This is a genomic window from Curtanaerobium respiraculi (assembly GCF_024609215.1).
Lineage (GTDB): Bacteria > Actinomycetota > Coriobacteriia > Coriobacteriales > Eggerthellaceae > Curtanaerobium > Curtanaerobium respiraculi.
This window is the reverse complement of the sequence record NZ_JANIPD030000001.1, coordinates 82,061-104,460: the sequence shown is the minus strand read 5'-3', so window position 1 is coordinate 104,460 and position 22,400 is coordinate 82,061. Positions and strand designations below refer to the sequence as shown.

The window sequence follows — 22,400 nt, the reverse complement described above, 5'->3', positions numbered from 1 at the left end:
GAGGACCGATGACCCAATACGCATTTTATCTGGATACCACGCGTTGCACGGGTTGCAAAACCTGCGAGATAGCGTGCAAGGATTTCAAAGATCTGCCGATCGACGTGGCATATCGCAAGGTGTACGATTTCGAGGGTGGAAGCTGGCAGGATGCCGGCGACGGTGCGTACACCACCACCGCGTTCGTGTACCACATCTCCATGAGCTGCAACCATTGCGACAGTCCCGCATGCGTTCAGGTATGCCCCACGGGGGCCATGCATAAGGACGCCGGCACTGGCTTGGTTTTCGTGGACGAAACCAAGTGCATCGGATGCGGATATTGCCATATGGCATGCCCCTACAATGCGCCCAAGGTCGATCGCGCGGTAGGCCATAGCGTGAAATGCGACGGCTGCGCCGAACGCGTAGCCGGGGGCGCCAATCCCATCTGCGTGGATGCCTGCCCGCTGCGCGCCTTGGAATTCGGCACCGTCGAGGAGATGGAGAAACTCGGTGCGCGCGCCAACATCGCGCCGCTGCCGGCCGATACCTTCACCAATCCCAATCTGTACATCAAGGCGACCGGCGATGCCCGTCCGACCGATACCGACGAGGGCATGATCGTGAACCAACTGGAGGTGATCTAGCATGGAGCATGCAATGAACGAACTGCCTTTGGCGCTCTTCACAGTGCTGGCTTCCGCGGGCGCAGGCGCATTCATCGCCTTGGCTCTTGCCAGCTTCTCCGCACAGTTCGACGAGGGCAAGCAGGCCCAGATCGATCGCGCGACCTGGATTCCCGTGGCCATCGTGGTCGTAGGCTTCATCGCAGCATCGTTCCACCTGACCAACCCCTTGAACGCAGTGAATGTGTTCAGCGGCCTAGGCCGCAGCCCGCTGACCAACGAGGTCTGCATGGGCATAGTGTTCGCCGTGGTGGCTATCGTGTACGCGATTCTTGCCAATGCCGGCAAGCTGACCTCTGGCAGCCGCAAGGGTTTTCTGGTGGTCGCCGCCGTCCTGGCGCTCTGCTTCGGTCTGTTCATGGGCATGGCGTACCTGCTGCCTACCGTGCAGAGCTGGAACAGCTGGGCCACTCCGGTTGAAATGATCGGCCTGACGTTGGTCGGCGGCGCCGCGACGGGTGCTCTGGTCCTGGCTTTCGCCAAGGACGAAGCGGGCTTTCCCGCCAGGGGCCTGACTGTGATGGCGTACCTGGGCGCTGCCCTGACCGTGATCGCCGCAACCGCCATGGCGGGCGCGACCGACGGCATGAGCACCATGCTCTACGCCGGCAGCGCGTTGGTCGGTGGTGCGCTGCCCGCCCTGGTGTGCGGCTGCGTGGCGTTGGTCGCCGGCGCGGTGTGCATCCAACTGGCTGCCAAGCGCGGCATTGGCATGGCAGCGGCGGCCGTGGTTTTGGTGATCGTGGGCGCGCTGGCTCTTCGCCTGGCCTTCTACGCCATGCAGCTGTCTGTGGGTCTGAGCGTCCTCTAAGATACGTTCGTCAACCTTTTCAGCAGGCCCGCGCTCGTCGTCGGCCTGCTTTTCCGTGGGCAACCTGCTACCCTGTCCTTGGATGTCGAGACGAGAGGGGGGTCATGGGAAGCGGAGCGGAACTGGCGTTCGGCAACGCATTGGGCGAGATAACGCTGGCGTTGTTCACCAGCTTGGCCCCCGCTTCGGCGTTGGCGTTCGTTTTCATGGAGCTTCCCCTGCTGGGGGGCGCCCTTAAGCCGCATCGTCGAACTCGGCTGAACAAGGCGCTCAGCTTGCCGCTCGTGCTGTGCATGGCCGGCCTCATCGCCAGCGCCACGCATCTGGGCAATCCCGCCAATGCGCTCTATGTTGCCCGGGGGATTGGCCGCAGCCCCCTCTCGAACGAGGTGTCCGCCGCGGTTGTGTTCCTTGCCTGCGCCGCCATCGTGTGGCTTTTGGGGTTCTCCCTGAAGGATCGCAGCGGTTTGCAACGAGCGCTTATGATCCTGGCGATTCCCCTAGCTGCGGCGTTCATCGGCATGTCGGCGTTGTCCTACAGCGTGGAGACGATTGCGGCATGGAATACCCCGTACACGCCGGCATCGATCGCGGTGGGGGCGTTCGTCCTGTCGCCGGCTATCGCGTCGGTCGGGTTCGCGGCTGCCGGGGGAGACTGTCTTGCAGCCAAAAGCGGCGTGCCCTTGGTTGCCGTTTCGGCTGCAGCTGCTATCGTGCTGTTTGCCGTATACGCGCTGCAAGGCGTTTCATTGGAGCATCTGGGCAACTTCATGTATGCAGCCGTCGATGTGGTTCCGCATTATGGTCTTATGCTTGCGGTTTACGGGGCGCTTTCCGCGGTGGGTGTCGTTGTCCTGGCGTTGTCGCTTCGAACGGGGGCGGCGCATCCGCTCGGCATGCGGATCACCGCGGCCGCCCTGCTGTTCGCGGCGCTTTTCATCATGCGTTTCGCCTTCTATCTGATGCACTTGACGGTGGGGGTGGGCGTGTAGGCGCATCGTGCGCGGCGCGTGCCCGAAGGGTGTTCATGGAGATGCATAAGTACGGAACGGAGCGGCATTCGTTGCACGTATCAATTGGAATCGGGGCAATCGGAAGGAGTCGACAAGATGGATGACCGCCCTATTGAACCTTTGGCGTTCACGGGGGAAACGCTCGGCCCCCTGTTCGCGTACGATCCCGCTGCGGAGGAGGTCGCCGCACTACTCGGCGCGTTTGCGGGCATCGACGCAGATGCCGCTGCCGTCGCATGGCCGTTTGGGGTTGAGGATGATGTTCGCGCCGCCCTCCGCATCATGAAGGACGGCCTATCAGCGTGGCCGGACAAGACTGCTCTCGCACGGGAATATCGGCGCCTGTTCGTGGGGCCGGGGCGCAAGGCATGTCCGCCATGGGGAAGCGTCTATACCGATCGAGATGGCGTGATATTCGGCGCGACCGCCTTGGATTTGCATGATTGGCTGGGAGAGCACGGCATCGCGCGTTCGCAACGCGATCGCATGCCCGATGACCATATCGGGACGATGCTCGAGTTGCTTGCTTGGATCGCGCGCAATAACCCGGAGCTGGTGGGGGAGTACTTGTCGAAGCATCTGCTCACGTGGGCGCCCCACTTTCTGGAGAAGATGGAAGTGGCGGCGCGGCATCCATTCTATCGGGGGTTGTCCCAGCTCACGTTTGCGAGCCTCGACGGCGTCCGCACGACATGGGCGCTAGAGGTCCCCAAGCTGCGCTTCTATCGATAGCGCGCTCCGGCGCCGTTCCGTGACAGGCAACCGCGTGACAGGCAACCGTAGGCTTTGTCACATTAAATAAGTTGGATAAAGAGTTGACCGTTCAAAAATTAATGTGACAAAGCCTACGGTTGCCTGTCACGCCATGCGGGGGACGTCCTCCCCACCGTGCGCGAGCTCGCCGTCCGGATCGGCGTGAACTACAACACCGTGCACAAGGTGTACCAGGATCTGGAGGCCGACGGGCTGATCCTCTCCGGCCGCGGCAGGCGCTCGCGCGTCGCGGAGGAAGCCTCACACTATTATGCAAGCGCATGGAACTTTAGCATTTTCGATTTGCTCGTGCCTCTGTGGGGAATCCCGCCTTCGTCTATGCATTTATTCCCCCTTGGGCGATTTTGACATTCTCTGGGCTGTAGCCTGCCTGCATCAAAGCTTCGTAGGCGTCTGCGGTGCCCGATTCACTCAGCGCGATAAGCACGATGGGCTTATCGGACGGGATTTCGTCCATCCTCAATTCGAACTGGCGTCCCGCGGGTATGTTCTTCGAATCAGCGATGAAAGACGGCAAATAATCGCCCTTGCTGCGAATATCGATGACCGTAGGTGGGTTTTCGGCTTGAAGCCGATCGTGAAGCTCATTGACCGTTATATAGGCAGAATCGGGAAGCGAGTTCGTTTCTTCGCTTGATGGCACGCTTTGCGTCGAGACGGTCGACTCCGGGGAACTCTCGGATACCCCATTCGATATATCTGGTTCGCTATTCGTGCATCCCGGCACAGCGATGATGGCAAATAGAACCGCACCCTCTATGCACAAGTTGGCAAAATCTCGTGCAATACCAGGTCGTAACCTTGCTCTTTCGGAAAGCAATCTTGCCATGTTAATGTCCTTTCCACTGAAGATGCCTCCCTATTTCCATATCTTAGAATCTCATTATACTCAAAATAGAATCATACGAATGTAGTATAAGTATCGTATATCTGTAGAGATTATGATATATTTTCGAGAGCGAGAGGCAAAAGGCAATGGACGAGAGGAGAGAACATGCGAAACCGCAAACTAGCCATTGTGATGTCAGCAGTGTGCTGCTGCGCCTTGGGGTTGACCCTTGCTGCCTGTGTGCCGAATTCCCAAACGGCGAATGAGGCATCGGATACTTCCGCATCGAATGGGGCGCTGGTTTCCGAGAAGGACCATAGCAGCATGGCTGCGGTCGATTCCGCTTTGGAACAACAGTACGCTGAGAACGCTCCAGAGGTGCGTACGCTTGAAGATGGCACACGCGTCCAATTGACCCCGACGGTGACGGGCGCCTACTGGCATCTTGCGGACGAGCCGAGCAGCTACAACACCTATTATCTGAACTCGGATAATCGAGGTTGCGTGTCTTGCCATAAAGAAGGCCTCGCCAACCTTGTCGAAAACGAGCTTACGTTGAAGCATGTGCAGATCACGAACAATCTGGGTACTGACGTGCAGCCGATGGATTGCGAGATTTGCCACGATCAAGGCACCGGATACTTCTGGACGCAGCAGCAGTTCGGCACACTCATCCATGGCATCCATAGCAAGGACACTTTTAGCGGCAATTGCATGAGCTGCCATACCGCCACCAATGGCACGACGATGCAGCTGTGGGAAGAAGCCAAGTATGACGTGCTTCAGGGAATCACCTTTTTCGAAAACTCCGAATTCAACGGCGACTTCAAGTACGATCAAACCACCACGAACGATATGTATACCGTGGATTGGCTCTCAGGCGACACGAATCAAGAAATGATCGACAAGGATATGCGGGGCGTTCCGACCGACGATGAGACGTTTGACAACTGGGAGATTACGGTTTCCGGATTGGTCGATAATCCCTACACCATCAAGTTGGGCGACCTGATCGCCCAAGCTCCCACCGAGACCTTCGTCAGCAGCACGCAGTGCGTGATGAATGCCAGCGGCGGGGAATTGGTAAGCAACGTGGAGTGCAAGGGCATCCCCATCCAGTGGCTGCTCGATAAAGCAGGTGTGCAGGCAAATGCGGTGAGCGTGTTCGCGACTGCAAGCGATGGATGGAGCCGCGGAGAGACGTTTGAAACTGCTGCTACCCACGAGGGGTACCTTGTATATGAAGTCAATGGCCAGCGGTTGACCTGGAGCCAGGGCTTCCCAGTGCGTGCTTGGTACAAGGGCCGCCCCGTTCCCAGCAGCATCCGTTGGACGAGCGAGCTCGAGGTTTCCGACGATCCCAAACCCAAGACGTTCGAGGGATGGCAGCTGGATGAGACCAATGCGCTGACTTCCAGCGAAATCGGGGCAAACGCGAATAAGCCCAACTGCGGCATCCTTCACTTCCATGAGGGCCAAATCATCGAAGCGGGCAAGCCCTATACCTTCGAAGGATACGGAAGTGCTTTCGGTCAGAAAATCAAGGCGATCGAGCTTTCCTTCGATAATGGCAAGACCTGGAAGACGTTTGACACGTCCGATACCGATGCGGTCAGATGGATTCATTGGAACTTCACTTACACGCCCGAAGAACCGGGTGCCTATGTATTGAGTGCACGAGCGGTCCTGGAAGACGGTTCCACTGCCCTCACATGCGACAAAGTCATGTTCAACGCGAAATAACGATGGGGAGGTTTACGAGATGAAGAAAGATGCGATGAAGAAGACGCTCGTTGCCGGAACCAGCGCGGTATTCGCTCTGGCCAGCATGGGGGGTGCTGCGCTGGCCACCGCTTCGCCGAGTTCGGAAGAGAATGCGACCAGCCCCGCCACTGCGGAATCCATGAATGCAGCTTCCGCGCGGAGCGATTTGGTGCAATTGGATCAGGTGAACGGCACGTTCAACTACACGCAGGGCGAGGTGACCGATAGCGCAATCGTCAAACGCGATTTGGGAGAGGCTGCCCAGTATCTATGCGGGGCCCATGGCGTGAACATGGAGGCAACGAATCCTGGTAGCTGGGAAATAACGGTGAACGGTGCGGTTTCCAATGGATTCACCGCCTCGTTCGACCAGCTTTGTCAAACGAGCGAGGTGAAATCTGTCGTGCTCGGTTGCGCTTGCGCCGGAAATCCAGCCGATGGCAGAGCGGCGGTCAACGCCCAGGTTACAGGTATTCCCGTCAAGGCCTTAGCGGCGATCGCGGATCCTGCCGAAACCGTTAACACTATCGTGTTCACCAGTGCAGACGGATACGAAGTGGCGCTGCCCCTAGAGTACGTGTACCAGCGGTACTGCCCGATCGTATTCGATTTGAACGGTGCGCCCTTAGCCGAGACCATGGGCGGGACCAATCAACTATGGCTGGGTTCGACGTCGGCGAATTACTTCGTCCGCGATGTGGTCGCCGTCACGTTCGAAGACCGAGTGACGCCGCCGCCCTCTCCGAGCACGGACGAAGCGCGTAGCGCATATCAAAACCTGCCGAACGTCGGCGTTCTGTTGGGTGGGGACGTGAGATGATTCCCGCCATCGTCGGACATGTGGGCACACCAATCAAGCTGAAGGGCAACGCCTATGATTTCGGTCACGCAATTTCGGCGATTCAATTCTCGTTGGATGAGGGCGCAAACTGGACGACGTATCTGACGGAGGGGACGAACGATTATCAGAATGTGACGTGGACATTTGCGTTCACCCCGAAACAACTCGGGCATTACGTGCTGCGAGTGCGGTCGGTAAACGATCGGGGGGAATGCAGCCCCGAGTCGGCGTACGTCCAGATTGATGTCAAAGAATAGATGAAGACGAGCGCGGGCTCGCCTGTTGGACGGGTCCGCGTTTTCGAAGGAGGAGACGGGAGCAAAGGATGCAAGAGAACACGCCTATTTCCAGGCGCACCTTATTGCAGGGGGCAGCTGTTGCCGGTGCCGCCGCGCTCGTCATCGGTGAAGTGCGCGAGGAGTCTGCGGCTGCGGCTGGTATTCCGACTTCCGTGGCCGAGGGCGCGGATGCCAAAGCGCAGTACGGCTTCCTGTTCCGCATCGACCATTGCGTTGGATGCGAGAAGTGCGTTGCCGCGTGCCGCAAATACAACAGGCTTTCAGACGAGACGCCCGACCGCCGGCGTGTAACCCACTTTGCCAACAAGCGCAAAGAAGATGTAACGGTGAGCATGAGCTGCATGCACTGTGTCGAACCCAATTGCGAGCGCGTATGCCCAGCGGGCGCTATCTCAAAGGGTGATTGCGGCATCGTGAGCGTCGACAAGGAAAAATGCATCGGTTGCAAATATTGTTACGAAGCATGTCCGTACGACGTGCCCCGGTATACGAGCGAGGGAATGGATAAGTGCGATTGCTGCTTGACCGCCGGCCTTCCCGCCGGAAGCGAGCCGTACTGCGTGCAGGCATGTATCTTCGATGCCCTGAACTGGGGCAAGATAAATGAAATGAAGGAGAAGTTTCCTGACGCCATTCCCATCGGTGAGCCGGGAAACCCCTCTGTTCTGGTTGTCAATAGATAGAGGGATTTGAAAGGAGGTTAGGTTATGCTTCAAACAACGTGGGGCGCTCTCATCGGCGCGTATCTGTTTCTCGGCGGGATGAGCGCCGGCGCATTTGCTACCGCGGGATATTTGTATCTGAAAGACCATGAGCATCATGCTCGAATTGTCTGCATCAGTATGTGGGCATCTGCCATTTGCTTGGGCGTCGGTCTTCTTCTGCTGGTGTTCGATCTGATTCATCCGATTCGCGGTATGCAGCTTTGGAGCGCTTTTAGTCATTGGACCACGTGGATGACGTATGGTGCGTGGGGTGCCTTCTGCGCGATTATCGTATTCGGGCTTTCCGCACTTATGGCAACCCTGCCTTTTTCAGCTTGGCTGGCGAAGAAATGGAACTGGTACGCCCGGCGCATGCTCAGTCTCCGCAAGGGTTTTGCCATCGCGGGTATCGCTCTAGGTGTTTTCGTCGCGGTTTATACTGGCATGTTGCTTATGACGGCAGAGGGCGTTCCCCTGTGGGATACTCCGCTTCTGCCGTGCTTGTTCACGGTTAGCGCGTTCGATACAGGCGTTGCCTTGGTGGAGGTTGTCGCCGTGTCCGTTTCCAAACGCGAGCTGCTTCAAGAATGGGCGCATTCCGTATTGGAGAAGGCGGTAATTGCTCTCGTGGTCGCTGAGGTATTGGTGGTTGTCGCATTCATCATGGTTTTGGGAAATGGGAATCCCTCTAACGCCATGAGCGCGGCGGCTGCTGCTTCGGTCGCTATGCTGACGACAGGGATTCTGGCCCCGTATTTTTGGGGTATGTTCATATTGCTGGGCTTGGGATTTCCCCTGGTTGCAGCGCTTGCAGGGATGACTCATCTTGGCAAACCCGCCTATCCGGTTATGTTTATCGGAGCTGCTGGTGCCTTGGTTGGAGGATGTGAACTGCGTTTCCTCATCTTGGCGGCGGGCGTTCATGCCGACATCGTGACTGCGACGATTACATCGTTGATATAGTGGGAGTAGGTACGGGGATCGTACACTCCGAACAGGGGCGGGGCATCTTACTCATCTTACGGATGCTCTGCCTTTCTTTTCGGGGCCTTTTCGCTCGTACTCGATTTTACAGGTGAAAGCCCGTGCTGTGGTATCCTAAATGCCCATGATAATCACGGCGAAAGCGGGCCCTTGCCATTATGTTTGAGCACCTCAGCGTGAACGAGAGTTCCGGGATGCCGGTCTGGGTCCAGATCCGCGACCAGATCTACTTCCAGATCAAGTCGGGGCAGGTGCATGCGGGGGACGTCCTCCCCACCGTGCGCGAGCTCGCCGTCCGGATCGGCGTGAACTACAACACCGTGCACAAGGTGTACCAGGATCTGGAGGCCGACGGGCTGATCCTTTCCGGCCGCGGCAGGCGCTCGCGCATCGCGGAAGTCGATAACGACGAATTACCACTGCCCGACTCGCCGGTGGATGTCCTCATTCACGAATTGATTCGCGTTGCAAAAGAGAATAATGTGGCGAAGGACGAGCTTTCTCTGCGTATTGCCGAGGTTTTCGAGCAGGATTCCGATAGATGTTGAAAGGGTCGGTCCTATGAGCAAGAAATCGTTCTTCGACGATCCGAGCACGGTGGTCCCGCCGGAATCCGCACCCGTGCAACAGCCGATGTCGGAATTAGAGACCGAGATGGAAGACGGATCTGATTCTGCGAAAACGAGTCGCACGGGCGCCGTTGTCTTCCATTTCCTCTTCGCATCGATTCCCGCCTTGGCGAGCATCGCCGCGGCCCTTGCATCCGGGGCTTGGTGGGCGGTGGTCGTCGGCGCGATCGCCAGCATCATCTTCTACGCTTGCTTCCATGTGGTGCTCGAATGGGAGCGCGTCGTCGTGCTGCGCGCGGGCAAGTTCAATCGCGTTGCGGGTCCCGGGCTCGTCTTCATGATCCCCATCGTTGAATATTCGACGGCGTCCATCGATATGCGCATGCGATGCACCAGCTTCCATGCGGAACACGTGCTCACGAGCGATTTGGTGCCGGTGAACGTGGATGCCGTCCTATTCTGGACCGTTTGGGACGCCCAGCGTGCCAGTAGCGAGGTGCTGAACTACGAACGCCTGGTGTACTGGGTGGCGCAAACCACCTTGCGCGATGTCATGGGCGGAGCCTCCATTGCCCAGCTGGGAGTGCGGCGCACGCAGCTGGATAAGGAGATCTCCGACATCTTGGAGAAGAAGACCAACGAATGGGGGATCACCATCTCGTCGGTCGAGATTCGCGATATCGAGATCCCGGTCGAGCTGCAGGAGTCCTTATCGGCGGAAGCCCGAGCCGAGCGGGAGTACAACGCCCGCATGATCAGGGCGGAGGCAGAGCGCGAGATGTCCGAGATGTTCGTCGAGGCGGCCCGCATCTACAAGGAGGAGGACTCCGCCCTGCAGCTGCGGGCCATGAGCTTCGTGTCGGAGAGCGTGAAGGAGAAGGGCGGCTTGGTCATCATCCCCAGCGCCTTGTCCGAGGCGTTCGATGGCTTGGAGAGGATAGCCAAGGGCAAGTGACGCCCGGGGCTCGTTTAGGGGATGGAGCACGATCCGAAGCCGCCGCCTCGGCTGCCAGGGGAGGTCGCCCTGCCCAAAGCGCCCGCGTTGGAATCCTGCGATCGGGCGCGGGACCAGCCTAGCCGATCGGGGTGAACTGGTTGAAATCCAGCGTCGCGATGTCGGCGCGCCAGAGGAAATATTCCGTCCCCTTGCCCTCCACGGTGCGCATGATCTCCACTGCCTTGGATGAGGTGACAGGCAACCGTAGGCTTTGTCACATTAATTTTTGAACGGTCAACTCTTTGTCCAACTTATTTAATGTGACAAAGCCTACGGTTGCCTGTCCAGAGGCCCGCATCGCGGCCGCTTTGATAGAGTGCATAAGGATGCGATGATCGAGAAAGCGTGGCAGCCATGATGGAGTTCACCGACGATGTTGACGTATACCTTGTGGGCGAGCCCATCATGTTCCGCGGCTGGGCGGACGATTTCTCCAAGGGTATCGCCGCTGTCGAATTCACGCTCGACGGGGGCAAGACGTGGACTCGTTACCCCACCCGCGGGGCGGCGCGGGACCGCGGCATCCGATGGTCGTTCTCCTACACCCCGCAGGCAGCGGGAACGTATCTGCTTCGCGCGCGGACCATCGATTCCTCGGGTGCACCCTCCCCGCTCATATCCAACTTCGCGTTTTCCGCAATCGAACGCGACCGGCTTCCCCGGGAATACGGCACCTTCCGCCTGCGCGCGTTCGACGGCGGCCCCCTGCGGGGGGCAAGGCTTTTCCGCAGCGCGGCGCTTGGGGGCATCTCCGCCGAAGACGCCCTCTTCATCTCCGGAAATCTCGGCATCAGATCGATCTACGACATTCGCGGCGCCCACGAGGTGAACGCAGCGCCCGAGCCGTACCTGCTGCACGTGAAAACCGTCACGCTCGAAGCAGAGGAGGGAAGGAGGCGGAAGGATGCATCGAAACGCCTGGTTGCCGGCGCGATCGGGCAGTACGGCGAACCCGAAGAGCGTATGTGCTCGAATTACCGCCGGTACGCGCGGGAGTATCCGATCATCGGCATGGCGCTGAGAAGCATCGCATCCCAGAAAGCGCCGGCACTCGTGCACTGCGTGAACGGAAAGGACCGCACGGGGGTGCTGTGCGCCGTCGCCTGCCGTGTCGCGGGTTTCGACGGGGGCTCCATCATGGCCGAGTATCTTCGCTCGAACGAAATCAGCGCGCTCGAAATCGCCGAGGAGAGGTCACGGCTCAGCGTGGGGATGGACGATGGGGAACTCGCCATCCTCGACTCGTTTCTACAGGCACGCCCCGCTTACCTCGAGGCGTTCTTCGACGAGGCCGAGCGCGATTTCGGGTCGTTCGAGCAGTATGTCGCAGATGGCCTTCACCTGACGCACGAGCATCGAGAGAACCTGAAATCGCTGCTTCAGCGGTAGCGTCTTCAGGTTCCCCTTCGCCATGGGCCGCGATTATCTCCCTCTACCCCTGATTACAATCCCAGTCCGGCGACCCACGAGTCTATCTCGCTTTGCGATACGCTTGCATTCAGGCGCTTTCCGCTGAGGACGCGCGCGCCGGAGGCGATGGATGCCATCCGCTGCGGCGCCTTTCCCAGCCCGCTTCCACCGCTCGTGGCGAACGGCACGATGGTTTTGCCCGAAAAGTCGTATCCCTCGAGGAACGAATCGATGATGCGGGGCTCGACGTACCACCATATGGGAAATCCCACGAACACGACGTCGTAGGCATCCATCGCGTCCACCCGAGACGAGATCACAGGCCTGCACGATTCGTCGTTCATCTCGATCGTGCTGCGGCTGCGCTTGTCATTCCAATTGAGGTCTGCGCTGGTGTAGGGGGTGGCGGGCTGTATTTCGAACAGGCCACCGCCTGTTGCTTCCGCGATCTTCTCCGCTACGCGCGCGGTCGTGCCCGTAGCGCTGAAATAGGCAACCAGTGTCTTTCCCATGATGTTTCCTTTCGTTTTCGGTTCCAGAGCCATTCATTGGTTCGGGGTTGATTCTTGACCTTAAACCATGGTTCAAGTCAAGTGGCATGGTAAAAGGTGACAGCCAACCGCATGCTTTGTCACATTAATTTTTTGAGGACGGTTAACTCTATGCTCAAGTTAATTAATGTGACAAAGCATGCGGTTGGCTGTCACCGTCACGCGAGCATGGCGGTGGATCTCCCAGCCGCTGTGCTTTGCCCTGTTAAAGTGCGCCGTTCCCCAGAAATTCGGCACGGCGGATCGCCGCGCAACCTTGCTTCTCTCTACAATGCGCAAAGTTATCTGCCGTCATAGGAGGAGCCATGGACTTCGTAACCGCATTCAGCGATGCGATTAGCGCGATCGATTCGTTCGTATGGGGCTGGGCCATGATCGTCTTGCTTTTGGGAACCCATATCTACTCGACGATCCGTACGCGATTCATCCAGCGTAAGATCGTCACCGCGGTGGAGCTGTCCGTGTCCAAGGAAGACGACCAGGCTGCCGGAGACGTTAGCCAATTCGGCGCCCTCACCGCCGCGCTTGCCGCCACTATCGGCACCGGAAATATCGTTGGGGTTGCAACAGGCCTGCTCGCAGGAGGCCCAGGCGCCATCTTCTGGATGTGGATCACCGGCGTGTTCGGCATGGCGACCAAATATTCTGAAACGTACATCTCCGTGAAATACCGCGTCAAAGATGCCAACGGAGAGATGCTCGGCGGTGCCATGTATGCCCTTGAGCGCGGCCTCCGGAACAAGCGGATCGGCCATATCCTGGGCGTGCTATTCGCCGTCTTCGCGTTCATAGCGAGCTTCGGCATCGGCGCCAGCGTGCAATCGAATGCGCTTGCGGGCGTCATCACCGCCTATGTCCCCACGGAATCGGGTGCGCAGATTGCTGCTGCCAACGCCATGATCGGGGTGTTCTTGGTCATACTCGTGGGCGTCGTCATCATCGGCGGAATAAAAAGCGTAACCCGGGTGAGCGAAAGGCTGGTGCCCGTCATGGCGGCGCTGTACGCGGCCGGCTGCCTGGTCATCATATGGATGAACGGTGCTTACGTGGGCGAGGCGTTGAGCCTTATAGTGACCTGCGCATTCACCGGTCACGCGGCATTCGGCGGTGCGGTGGGCAGCGGCATCGCTTTGGCGCTCCAATACGGCTTCAAGCGCGGATTGTTCTCCAACGAGTCCGGCTTGGGTTCGGCCCCGTTGGTCGCGGCGAACGCAACGACCAAGAATCCCGCGCGGCAGGCGCTGGTTAGCATGACGGGGACGTTCTGGGACACCGTCGTCATCTGCGCCATCACGGGGATCATGCTCGTGAGCACCATGCTTGCGAATCCCGCCATCGAGCAGGGGATCCTTTCCGGCGACATCACTGCTGCGGCGCAGCTGACCACCACCGCATTCGATTCCATTCCCGTGCTCGGCCCGTTGGTGCTGGGCGTTGGGATGGTCCTGTTCACGTACTCCACCATGCTCGGTTGGTCCGCCTATGGCAACCGCGCAATCATGTATCTTTTCGGAAAGAAGGGGATCCGCCCCTACCAGGTGGTCTTCTTGCTTTTCGTGTTCTGGGGCTGCATTGGCGGAGGCGAGCTGGTGTGGAACATCTCCGACATCACCAACGCGCTTATGGCGGTTCCCAACTGCATCGCCGTGCTGGCGCTGGGCGGGGTGATCGCCGCCGGAACCAAGCATTACGTGTACCAGTCGCATCTGGATGAAGCGGATGAGACCTCGATCCCCCAACTCGCGGACAAGCCCAACAAGGCGGAGGCGATGACAGATTACGAGGCGAGGAAGCACCCCCGGCGTTAACGCTTTGCAGCGCGTGACGGGCAACCGTAGCCTTTGTCACATTGTAGCCTTTGTCACATTGTAGCCTTTGTCACATTAATCACGTCTTCTGGGAACGTTAGATATGTTGCAGCAGCTGCTCCAACGATAACGGTGCGTTGCCCGTTATGCCCTCGAATAATGTGACAAAGGCTACGGTTGCCCGTCACGTAATTAAGTTAGCGATCTAGCGCCGTATGTCCCCAGCGTGTCCAGCGTGCAGCGTGTTAGGCAACCGTACAACTGTGAGAAACAATGTGACAAACAATACGGTTGCCTGTCACCGGTTGCCTGTCACAGGTAGTAAACCAGGCGCATGAAGAAGGGGCTGTACCAAAATCGCTTCTGATACAGTCCCCGTTGGGAGGGTTGCGGCGACGTGGAACACGCCGCCGCGGTATCGGGATGCTGTTATTTGACGTCGCCTGCCAGGAAGCGCGCTGCGTAGCGGCCGAAGGTGACCTGACGGCCCAAGCAGTTGCCCACCAGGTACACGGGGTAGTTGCCCGCGTAGTAGCTGCCGGAGTTGGTGCCGACCACGCACAGCCCCTCGATGGGGTTGCCGTCTTCGCCGACGGCCTGCGTGTTGCTGTTGATGCGCACGCCGTCGAGCGTCGTCAGCAGGCTGCCGCCGTACCATGCGCCGTAGAACGGAGCCTGGCGGATGGCGCTCAAGCGATAGGCCTCCTTGCCGAATTGGGTGTCGGCGCCCGCATCGTAGAGCGCGTTGTAGCCCTCGACGGTCTTGAGGAAGGCAGCCTTGTCGTCGCCCTCGAAGCCCAGCTTGGTTGCAAGCTCGTCCAGCGTATCCGCCTTCATCATCAGGCCCTTGCTGATGTACTTCTCATCGTACGCCTCGTCGACGGTCTTGTCCTTCAGCTGCATCTGCCACGTCATGGCGGAGCAACCCTGGGTCTTGAAGATCTGCACGTCGTTGGGTGCGTTCACGTCGAAGACCTGGCACCACACCCCACCCGGATGGCTCGCCGCCGCGAAGCAGCACGCGTCGTAGTTGGCGCTCTCGTTGCTGATGCGCTTGCCGTGGCGGTCGACCTTCAGGAAGGGCTGGCTTCCCAGGTTGAACTGGCCGTTGGTGGGCCAGGTGCCCTTTTTCTCGTCGCTGTAGCCCGCATCGACGCCGGGGGCCACGACGCCGCGGTCGAAGACCATGGTCGCGCCCACGGGGTCCATCATCGCGCCGGCCCACAGTGCGGCCTTGATGCCGGATCCGTCGTTGTTCTGGTTGTAGTTCAGGCTGGTGATGCACTTCACGGCCTCGGGGTCGCGCGCCTTCAGCATATCCGGATTGGCAGCGTAGCCGCCAGCGGCCAGGATCACGCCCTTGGAGGTGTTGTACTGCACGTAGCCGTTGCTGTTCTTCGCGATGGCGCCGGTGACCTTGCCGGATTCGTCCTGCACGAGCTTGACGAGTGCGGTGCTGTAGGTGACCTTGCCGCCCTTGCTCTCGATGAACTTGGTCAGCTCCGCCACGTGGTCGACGCGGGCTTTGCGGGGATCGGATGAGGCGGTGCGCACGATGTGGTGGCACTCGGGCGGGATGAAGTAATTGGTGCCGCCGGCCCTGCCGTCGCTGCCGTTCTCGACGTCGACGGTGGCATCGACGGGCTCGCCCAGGAAGTTGTTGTACAGATCGACGAGCCATTCGACGGTCGCACCGGAGTTCTCGACCCACGTGCGTGCGACGGACTGGTCGTTCTTGAAGGAGGCGTAGCGGGTCCACTCGTTCAGCCAGCGGCCTTCGTCGAAGTCGATGCCCTGCTCCTTCTGCCAACGGCTGTGGATGGCGCCGATGTCGTAGTGGCTGTCGGCAACGTCTCCGCCCTTATCGATGATCTCGAACTTGGCACCCAAGTCTGCCAGCGTGGCGCCTGCCACGATGCCGCTCATGCCGGCTCCGACGACCAGAATATCGGTGTCGACGGTTTCCTTGATGTCGCCCTTGGCGATTTCGGGGGCGCTGCCAAGCCAGTCGGCGGAACCGGCTGCCGCACTGGAAGCTGCCGCATCGGCGGGCTTGTCCTTCGCGCTCTTCGGGCTGCCGCCGCATCCCGCAAGGCCCAACGCCGCCAAGGCGCCCATGCCGGCGGCTCCGGTCAGGAACCCGCGGCGTGAAATCCCATTTTTCGCGATCTCGCTCATGTTCTTTTCCTCCTCTTATGGAAACCCTCCCGTCCGAAAGCCGAACTCCTGTCGACCCGGACGATTCGATGTTGCCAGTATGGCTTCGACGTGCGGGGAAATCACCGCCCGGGTGGGGTCATTTTCGGGGGGGGGCAATGGTGCAAGCCCCATGCCCCCGGTGGGGTGAGGGGATGAAAAACTCCAGGTCGGAAATGGGTGCACTGGCCAATTCGGCGCCTTCTCGTCGAAAGCCACGCCGATAGGTTAGAATCGTGCCCGAAAGGATCCTATGAAAGAGGAACAACGCACATCTCCGTGGGCATTGCTGATGTCCGGTTATCTTTGGGCGTGCATCGCCGCGTTCGCCCTCATCCGTTTCGGCGGAGGGTTGACGAATGCGCATCTGTACGCTGCGGCTGCCGATGTGTTCGGCCTCTCGCGTGAAATAGCAACCTTGTTGGGCGGCGCGGTCCTTCTCGGTTTCGCCCTGATCGCGCGTTTCCGGCCCCGTCTTCTGAACGCACGGGCGATATGCGCCGTTTCCGTTGCCTGCCAAGCGATCATGGTTGCGGTCTTCCTTTTGTGGTCATCCTCGTATCCCGCCGCTGCGTTGACGGCAACCGTGCTTCTGCGCGCAGTCGCCATCGCGCTGGCGGAGGTTTTATTCGCCTGCAGTGTCCTGAAGCTCGAGTCGCTTGCGCAGGTTGCAGCGGTGATCGGATTCGGATTCTTGATCAATCGTGCCGCCTCGCCGCTGCTGGCGATGGTCCCGTCCCCCGAAGCTGCGGTTGCCGGCATCGCGATCGCGGGGGTGATCGTTGCGGTCTTCGGGTACCACTCCGGCAAGAAGACGCTCGATACGCTTCGATCGGGCGAGGCTGCGGACGATGTGGAGCTGGTGAACCCCGACTCTTTTATCCGCTCGTCTCACGGGCTCTTTTTCTGCGTGATGCTTTTCAGCATGGCGAACGGTTACGCGCTGACGCTTCATGAAGTGAGGAACGCGCCCTTGCAAGCGGGGTTCGAGGGGATTGTGATCGCCGTCCTGGTGCTGTACGTGATATTGGTGCGCAACAAGGAGCAGGAAGATCGGCTGTTCTCGTTTGCCGTGCTGCTCGTGGTGGCCGGTTTGCTTTCAGCGCCCATCTCGTTCGAGTTCGCAGACCTTGCTACCGTTCCCATGGCGCTCATAAATACGGGGCAGGTGGCCTTCGTCGCGCTGCTGTGGATGGTGTTCGTCGGGGTGGGGAAGCGCAACCTGTATGCCTTCATGCCGGTGTTCGGCCTAGCGGAGTGCATGAGCGACATCGGAATCACGTTCGGGGCGGTCGTGGGGCACGAATCGAACGCCCTCATCGGCAGCAACACGCTTCTGGCGGTGTGCTTCAGCACATTGATTGTGTTCGCATTCTTCGCGTTTCTGTGGCTTGAGTTCCGCACATTCAGTTTCACGGCAACCATCAATGGGGTGCAGGAGCTTCCCGTCGCTGAGACGCCGGGCGACGACCGCGTTTCGGAGGATGGGGAGGAACGCCAGCGTGCCGAAGAGGAGTCCGATAGCGCGTTCGACCTGAGCTGCGAGCGCATAGCCGCTGAACATGGGCTCACCCCACGCGAGACCGAAATCTTCATCCTGCTGGCGCACGGCCGCAACGGGCGCTTCATCATGGATCACTTCGTGATTAGCCGCAACACGACGAAGAGCCATATCAAGCACATCTACACCAAGCTGGGCGTCCACTCCCACCAGGAATTGATCGACCTGGCGGAGCGTGACAGCCGCGTGACAGCCAACCGTAGCCTTTGACACATGACGTATGCAAACTGAGGATATTAAAACGCCAATCTGGGGGTGGTTGCATGGCTTATCAGCGAAGGGAACAAAGCGAAGCGGACATCTACCATGTAACGCAGCGCGGCAGCGGCAGGCATCTCATTTTCGAAGACGATGCCGATCGGGACCGGTTTCTGGAGGTCCTGTCGCAAGAACTGGACGATAGAAGCGCGGACCTGTACGCGTTCGCCCTCATGGGGAATCACGTCCATCTGCTTCTCCGCTCCGATATGGCTGCTCTTGCGCGCATCATGCAGAACTGCGGCAGGAGATATGCCGTGTATTACAATCGGCGTCACGATCATATCGGGCATCTGATGCAAGGACGGTATGGCAGCGTCCCCATCAAGGGCGACGCCCAACTTATGGAAACCGTGCGCTACATCCATCGGAACCCAATCGAGGCGGGCCTCTCGAAAACATGCCTATTCGAATGGAGCAGCTATCGAGAATACGTTGGTTCGCCCCGGCTGTGCACGACGGCACCGGTGCTCGATTTGTTCGGAGGTGTCCGCCAGTTCGCGGATTTCCACAAGGCGCAGTGCGATGAAAGCAGCCTTGCACATCGATCCAAGCCGATTCTCAGGCTGAGCGACGCAGCTGCCCTGGAGACGCTCGAGGATGTGCTTTGCGAAGCGGGTCTCGGGGAGGTTCCCGTCGAAAGCAAGGTGCGCAGGGACGAGGTCCTTGCCGAGCTGAGGCTGAGGGGGCTGTCCATCCGGCAGATAGAGCGGCTCACGGGCATCGGCAGGGGGATCGTATCGAGGGCGTGCAAGTCCTAGCCACCCATCACCTGGGGATGTGACAAAGAATACGGTTGGTTGTCACCGGTTGGTTGTCACCAGGAAAGAGCGCGGCCGCTGCGCGAGAAGCGGCAGAAAGAGTGTATGAGGAAGCAATCATGAGTGAAACTTCACGTATCAGCGGTCACACGCATCTGATCACGCTTATCGGGAAACCGACTACCCATTCGCTGAGCCCCGCGACACATAACCTGTCGTTTGGGCAGGCGGGCCAGGATTCGGTGTATCTGTGCTTCGACATCGAGAAGGAAGAGGATCTTCCCGCGGTGATCTCCGCCATGAAGGTGATGGAAGGTTGGGACGGGTCCAACGTGACCATGCCGTACAAGCAGGCGGTCATCCCCCTGCTCGACGAGATGGACGAGGCCGCCGACCTCATGGGCGCGGTGAACGTGATCCGCTGCAAGGACGGCAAGACCAAAGGCTTCAATTCCGACGGCGCCGGATTCTGGCGCAACGTGAAGAAAGCCGGCGTCGAGCTGGAGGGCAAGAAGCTCACGCTCGTCGGCTGCGGCGGCGCGGGCAGCGCCATTTTCGTGCAGGCGGCATTCGAGGGCATCGCGCAGATCGACGTGTTCGAGATGGAGGGGACCTTCGGCGAACAGAAGGCGAAGGACATCGCCCCGAAGCTCGAGGAGCTGAAGGGCACGCGGGTCGTTCTGTACCGAACCGGCGACGACGAGGAGCTGAAGGCCTCCATCGCAAGTTCCGACATCTTGGTGAACAGCACGCCGGTGGGCATGGGCGAGGGCAACGCCGACACCCCGGTTCCCGCCGAGTTCATCAAGGAGGGCATGGTCGTGGCGGATACGGTCTACTTCCCGCAGATCACGCAGCTGATCAAAGACGCCGAGGCGAAGGGCTGCACCACGGTGCCGGGTTTCGGCATGATGATCGAGCAGGCCGCCATCGGCGAGGAGATCTGGTACGGTGTCGAGATGGATGCCGACATGATCGCCCGCAAGGTGTACAAATAACCCGTTGCATCGCGGCGACGGGGCAGCACCCCGCCGTCCTTCTCACGTTACAGCACCACGGTGAAGAAGATGGTCCCGCCGCTCCATGAGACGCGGATCGTGCCGCCGAAGTCCTCCACGATCTGCGATGCGACGGACAGCCCGATTCCCGCACCCTTGCGTTGGCTGCTGTGCGATTCGTCTTCACGGTAGAAGCGCTCGAAGAACCGGCTGAAGTCCTGCTCTTTCCCCGCCGCGTAGCTGTTCGAGACGACGAGGACGGCTTTCGATCCCTTGCCGGACATTCGCACGGATACCGCGCCTTCGGCATCGCAGTACTTGTTGGCATTGTCGACCAGTATGTTCACCAGCTCGTGGAACATGCGGGCGTCGACCTTGGCCTTAAGCCCCGGCGCCACGCTCGCCTCGAACGTCTTCCCGCCCTGCTCGACGGGGACTCTCCATTCCCCGGCGATGCTCTGGACGATCTCCGAGATATCCGTCGCCTCCAGCTCCATCGCGTCGGTCTCCTGCAGGCGCGAAAGCAAAAGCAATCGCTCGACGAGTTCGTTGAGTCTTTTCACCTGATGCTTTATCTCCCCGGTCTGCTCGGTGGCCCCGCCGACCATCTCCTGCAGATCGGTGTTCGCCTGCATGATGGCGAGCGGCGTCTTCAGCTCGTGGCTCGCGTTGGTGATGAACTGCCGCTGGCTTCGCATGTTGCGCTCGAACGGCTGCACAGCGCGATGCGAGAGCAGCATGACCATGATCAGGAACAGCAGGTCGAACGCGATGCCGATGACGATGGAGTACGCCGTGGTCACGCGCTGCTCGTGCAGCTCGTAGGTGGCGTCAAGCGCCGTCAGCGTCTTTTCGCCGCTGCCGCCGGTAGGGGCGCTCGCATAGAAATAATCGCTATCGTCGAACGAGAATGAGCCCCATTCGCCGTAGATGGTGCGGGCGAGGGCGAGGGCGTGCTCCTCGTCGATGCCGGTGATGTGGCTGACATCCGCGGAAAGGGGGGTGCCGTCCGCGTCGACCGTTGCGCAGAAATAGCGCACCAGGCCGGTTCGGTCCCGTGCGAATTCATGGCTGCCGAAAAACGCGCCCAGCGCGTCCTCGTAGGGAGAGGGATCCTCGAAGGCGATCGTCGCATCATCGGGCAGGACCCCTCCGTTCTCCGAGATCATCTGCGCGATGGCGACCTCGTTGGTGAAGATGCGCGCATAGGCGACGACGTTGAGCGTGACCAGCACGAGGGCTATCAGAACCGTCGCGGCGATGGTGGACATCCATATGAAGCGATGCTGCAGGCTATCGATAGGGCTTTTCTGCGATCTGGGCACGGTAGCCCCCGCCTTTCTCGCCTTCGATGATCACGTCGGCGGCGATGGATTCCAACTTGTTCCGCAAATACGAGATGTACACCCATACGATCTCGGGGTCCGCCCCGTCTTCGTCTCCCCATACGCGGTCGAGGATGGTCTCGGTGGAGAGCTCCCGATCGGGGTTGCGCAGCAGCAGCTCCATCAGACGCGTTTCGCGGTCGGGCAGGCGGATGGAATTCACGTTGGAGAGAGTTTCGTTCGAAACGTTCAGCGTCACGTTGCCCAAGCGCAGCACCTCGGGCGAGAACGCTTGGGCGCGGCGGGTTTGCGCCTGTATGCGAGCCACGAGCTCCTGCAGCGCGAAGGGTTTGGCGAGGTAGTCGTCGGCACCGGCGGCAAGGCCCGCCACGCAGTCCTCCACCTCGGCTTTCGCAGTCAAGAAGATCGCGGGGGTCAGGTTGCCTGCCGCCCGTATGTCGCGCAGCGCCTCGATGCCGTCCTTGCGCGGCATCATGATGTCCAGGACCAGGCAATCGTAAGCGGATTGCGATGCAAGCTCGCACGCCTCCACCCCGTCGTTCGCCACGTCGCACTCGAACCCCGAGATTTCGAGCGCGCGCGACACCACGCGCGAAAGCGCGGCTTCATCCTCCGCTAGCAGTATCTTCATTGCGCATCGCCTTTCGATGATTCGATGAGGGTGCGGATCGTCTGCATCTGCACATCGCAGGATGCCAGCCCGTCGGCGCACCGAAGGAGCTCGCTCTGCACGAGCGACGCGTTGCCAATATCGTGCTTGTATTTGAGCTCGTGCTCAAGGCTCGCCCAGACGTCTTGGGCGATGGTGCGCAGCTGCACTTCCGCGTAATAGGTTCCGGGGATGTTGCCCCGGACGTCCTCGAACGGCTCGCTCAGCGCGAGGATGAGGTGGAACCCGCGGTAGCCGTTCGGCTTCACTTGGGTGATGTAGTCCTTCTCGGCGACGATCCGTATGCGCTCCGAGGATTCGAATATGCGGCGAATGGTTTGGATATCGTCCAGAAAGCGAACCACCACACGCAATCCCACGGCGTCCGTAAGCTCGGCAAGGGCGGATTCGGCGGTTTCCGGCAGGCCGCGCCGCCGGCATTTCTCGCGCATGCTCGCGTCGCTCTTGATGCGCTTCTGGAGGTGCTCGTAGAGCCCCTCCCCTCCTGCGGAGCGATTTGCCAGGTTGCGTTCTTCCAGCATGCCCACGATATCCTGCATGACGATAGGAAGCTTATCGGCGAATTCAGCGTAAATCGATTCCATGGAA

23 protein-coding genes are annotated in these 22,400 nt (G+C 59.8%); 17 read left to right on the top strand and 6 right to left on the bottom strand.

Going from position 1 to position 22,400, the window contains the following annotated elements; all coding sequences use genetic code 11:
* Positions 1–8: 8 nt before the first annotated feature.
* The 5 genes from NOV21_RS00485 (at position 9) to NOV21_RS11305 (ending at position 3,614) form a co-directional block, all read left to right on the top strand.
* Positions 9–629 carry a DMSO/selenate family reductase complex B subunit gene (locus NOV21_RS00485; protein ID WP_283169682.1) on the top strand — a complete coding sequence of 207 codons (621 nt, stop codon included), beginning with the start codon at positions 9–11 and terminating at the stop codon, positions 627–629.
* A 13-nt stretch (positions 630–642) separates the two neighbouring features.
* Positions 643–1,479 carry a dimethyl sulfoxide reductase anchor subunit family protein gene (locus NOV21_RS00480; protein ID WP_283169681.1) on the top strand — a complete coding sequence of 279 codons (837 nt, stop codon included), beginning with the start codon at positions 643–645 and terminating at the stop codon, positions 1,477–1,479.
* A 104-nt stretch (positions 1,480–1,583) separates the two neighbouring features.
* Positions 1,584–2,471: a dimethyl sulfoxide reductase anchor subunit family protein gene (locus NOV21_RS00475; protein WP_283169680.1), complete on the top strand. Its 888-nt coding sequence runs from the start codon at positions 1,584–1,586 to the stop codon at positions 2,469–2,471.
* Between the two features lie 117 nt (positions 2,472–2,588).
* Entirely contained in the window at positions 2,589–3,224 is a 636-nt protein-coding gene (gene dmsD, locus NOV21_RS00470) for a Tat proofreading chaperone DmsD (RefSeq protein ID WP_283169679.1), read from the top strand.
* 123 nt (positions 3,225–3,347) lie between these two features.
* Positions 3,348–3,614: a GntR family transcriptional regulator gene (locus NOV21_RS11305; RefSeq protein ID WP_428978381.1), complete on the top strand. Its 267-nt coding sequence runs from the start codon at positions 3,348–3,350 to the stop codon at positions 3,612–3,614.
* On the opposite strand, the gene NOV21_RS00460 is transcribed toward NOV21_RS11305, so the two are convergent.
* Entirely contained in the window at positions 3,583–4,095 is a 513-nt protein-coding gene (locus NOV21_RS00460) for a rhodanese-like domain-containing protein (protein WP_283169678.1), read from the bottom strand. The genes NOV21_RS11305 and NOV21_RS00460 overlap by 32 nt on opposite strands.
* Before the next feature lie 165 nt (positions 4,096–4,260).
* On the opposite strand from NOV21_RS00460, the gene NOV21_RS00455 reads away from it, so the two are divergent.
* The 8 genes from NOV21_RS00455 (at position 4,261) to NOV21_RS00420 (ending at position 11,642) form a co-directional block, all read left to right on the top strand.
* Positions 4,261–5,838 (top strand): molybdopterin-dependent oxidoreductase, encoded by a 1,578-nt coding sequence (locus tag NOV21_RS00455; protein WP_283169677.1) that lies wholly within the window; start codon positions 4,261–4,263, stop codon positions 5,836–5,838.
* 19 nt (positions 5,839–5,857) lie between these two features.
* Complete coding sequence (locus NOV21_RS00450) at positions 5,858–6,679, top strand: molybdopterin-dependent oxidoreductase (RefSeq protein ID WP_283169676.1); 822 nt, start codon at positions 5,858–5,860, stop codon at positions 6,677–6,679.
* A complete protein-coding gene (locus NOV21_RS00445; RefSeq protein WP_283169675.1) occupies positions 6,676–6,957 on the top strand; it encodes a molybdopterin-binding protein in 282 nt (93 codons plus the stop codon). Before NOV21_RS00450 ends, NOV21_RS00445 begins: the two co-directional genes overlap by 4 nt.
* 68 nt (positions 6,958–7,025) lie before the next feature.
* Positions 7,026–7,682 (top strand): 4Fe-4S dicluster domain-containing protein, encoded by a 657-nt coding sequence (locus NOV21_RS00440; protein ID WP_283169674.1) that lies wholly within the window; start codon positions 7,026–7,028, stop codon positions 7,680–7,682.
* 24 nt (positions 7,683–7,706) lie between these two features.
* Positions 7,707–8,666, top strand: a complete 960-nt coding sequence (gene nrfD / locus NOV21_RS00435) for an NrfD/PsrC family molybdoenzyme membrane anchor subunit (RefSeq protein WP_283169673.1) — start codon at positions 7,707–7,709, stop codon at positions 8,664–8,666.
* Positions 8,667–8,881: 215 nt separating this feature from the next.
* Positions 8,882–9,235 carry a GntR family transcriptional regulator gene (locus NOV21_RS00430; protein WP_283169672.1) on the top strand — a complete coding sequence of 118 codons (354 nt, stop codon included), beginning with the start codon at positions 8,882–8,884 and terminating at the stop codon, positions 9,233–9,235.
* A 13-nt stretch (positions 9,236–9,248) separates the two neighbouring features.
* Positions 9,249–10,211, top strand: a complete 963-nt coding sequence (locus NOV21_RS00425) for a slipin family protein (RefSeq protein ID WP_283169671.1) — start codon at positions 9,249–9,251, stop codon at positions 10,209–10,211.
* Positions 10,212–10,607: 396 nt separating this feature from the next.
* Positions 10,608–11,642: a tyrosine-protein phosphatase gene (locus tag NOV21_RS00420; RefSeq protein WP_283169988.1), complete on the top strand. Its 1,035-nt coding sequence runs from the start codon at positions 10,608–10,610 to the stop codon at positions 11,640–11,642.
* Positions 11,643–11,695: 53 nt separating this feature from the next.
* Here NOV21_RS00420 and NOV21_RS00415 read toward each other — a convergent pair whose 3' ends face one another.
* On the bottom strand, positions 11,696–12,175 hold the full coding sequence (locus NOV21_RS00415; protein ID WP_283169669.1) for a flavodoxin: 480 nt from the start codon (positions 12,173–12,175) through the stop codon (positions 11,696–11,698).
* 344 nt (positions 12,176–12,519) lie between these two features.
* On the opposite strand from NOV21_RS00415, the gene NOV21_RS00410 reads away from it, so the two are divergent.
* A complete protein-coding gene (locus NOV21_RS00410; RefSeq protein WP_283169668.1) occupies positions 12,520–14,022 on the top strand; it encodes an alanine/glycine:cation symporter family protein in 1,503 nt (500 codons plus the stop codon).
* Positions 14,023–14,451: 429 nt separating this feature from the next.
* Here the strand turns inward: NOV21_RS00410 and NOV21_RS00405 are convergent, their stop codons facing one another.
* On the bottom strand, positions 14,452–16,200 hold the full coding sequence (locus tag NOV21_RS00405; RefSeq protein WP_283169667.1) for an FAD-dependent oxidoreductase: 1,749 nt from the start codon (positions 16,198–16,200) through the stop codon (positions 14,452–14,454).
* Between the two features lie 271 nt (positions 16,201–16,471).
* Between NOV21_RS00405 and NOV21_RS00400 the strand changes: the two genes are divergently transcribed.
* The 3 genes from NOV21_RS00400 (at position 16,472) to NOV21_RS00390 (ending at position 19,796) form a co-directional block, all read left to right on the top strand.
* Positions 16,472–17,989, top strand: coding sequence for a helix-turn-helix domain-containing protein (locus NOV21_RS00400; protein ID WP_283169666.1), 1,518 nt, complete (start codon positions 16,472–16,474; stop codon positions 17,987–17,989).
* A gap of 53 nt (positions 17,990–18,042) precedes the next feature.
* Positions 18,043–18,798, top strand: coding sequence for a transposase (locus tag NOV21_RS00395; protein ID WP_283169665.1), 756 nt, complete (start codon positions 18,043–18,045; stop codon positions 18,796–18,798).
* A 119-nt stretch (positions 18,799–18,917) separates the two neighbouring features.
* Complete coding sequence (locus NOV21_RS00390; RefSeq protein ID WP_283169664.1) at positions 18,918–19,796, top strand: shikimate dehydrogenase family protein; 879 nt, start codon at positions 18,918–18,920, stop codon at positions 19,794–19,796.
* A 47-nt stretch (positions 19,797–19,843) separates the two neighbouring features.
* On the opposite strand, the gene NOV21_RS00385 is transcribed toward NOV21_RS00390, so the two are convergent.
* The 3 genes from NOV21_RS00385 to NOV21_RS00375 are packed head-to-tail and all read right to left on the bottom strand — an operon-like array spanning position 19,844 to position 22,396.
* The gene (locus NOV21_RS00385; protein ID WP_283169663.1) at positions 19,844–21,121 is read right to left on the bottom strand and encodes a sensor histidine kinase; all 1,278 of its coding nucleotides are present in this window, start codon (positions 21,119–21,121) and stop codon (positions 19,844–19,846) included.
* Entirely contained in the window at positions 21,090–21,773 is a 684-nt protein-coding gene (locus NOV21_RS00380) for a response regulator transcription factor (protein WP_283169662.1), read from the bottom strand. Before NOV21_RS00380 ends, NOV21_RS00385 begins: the two co-directional genes overlap by 32 nt.
* Positions 21,770–22,396 carry a GTP pyrophosphokinase gene (locus NOV21_RS00375; protein WP_283169661.1) on the bottom strand — a complete coding sequence of 209 codons (627 nt, stop codon included), beginning with the start codon at positions 22,394–22,396 and terminating at the stop codon, positions 21,770–21,772. The genes NOV21_RS00380 and NOV21_RS00375 overlap by 4 nt, the downstream gene beginning before the upstream one ends.
* Between the last annotated feature and the right edge of the window lie 4 nt (positions 22,397–22,400).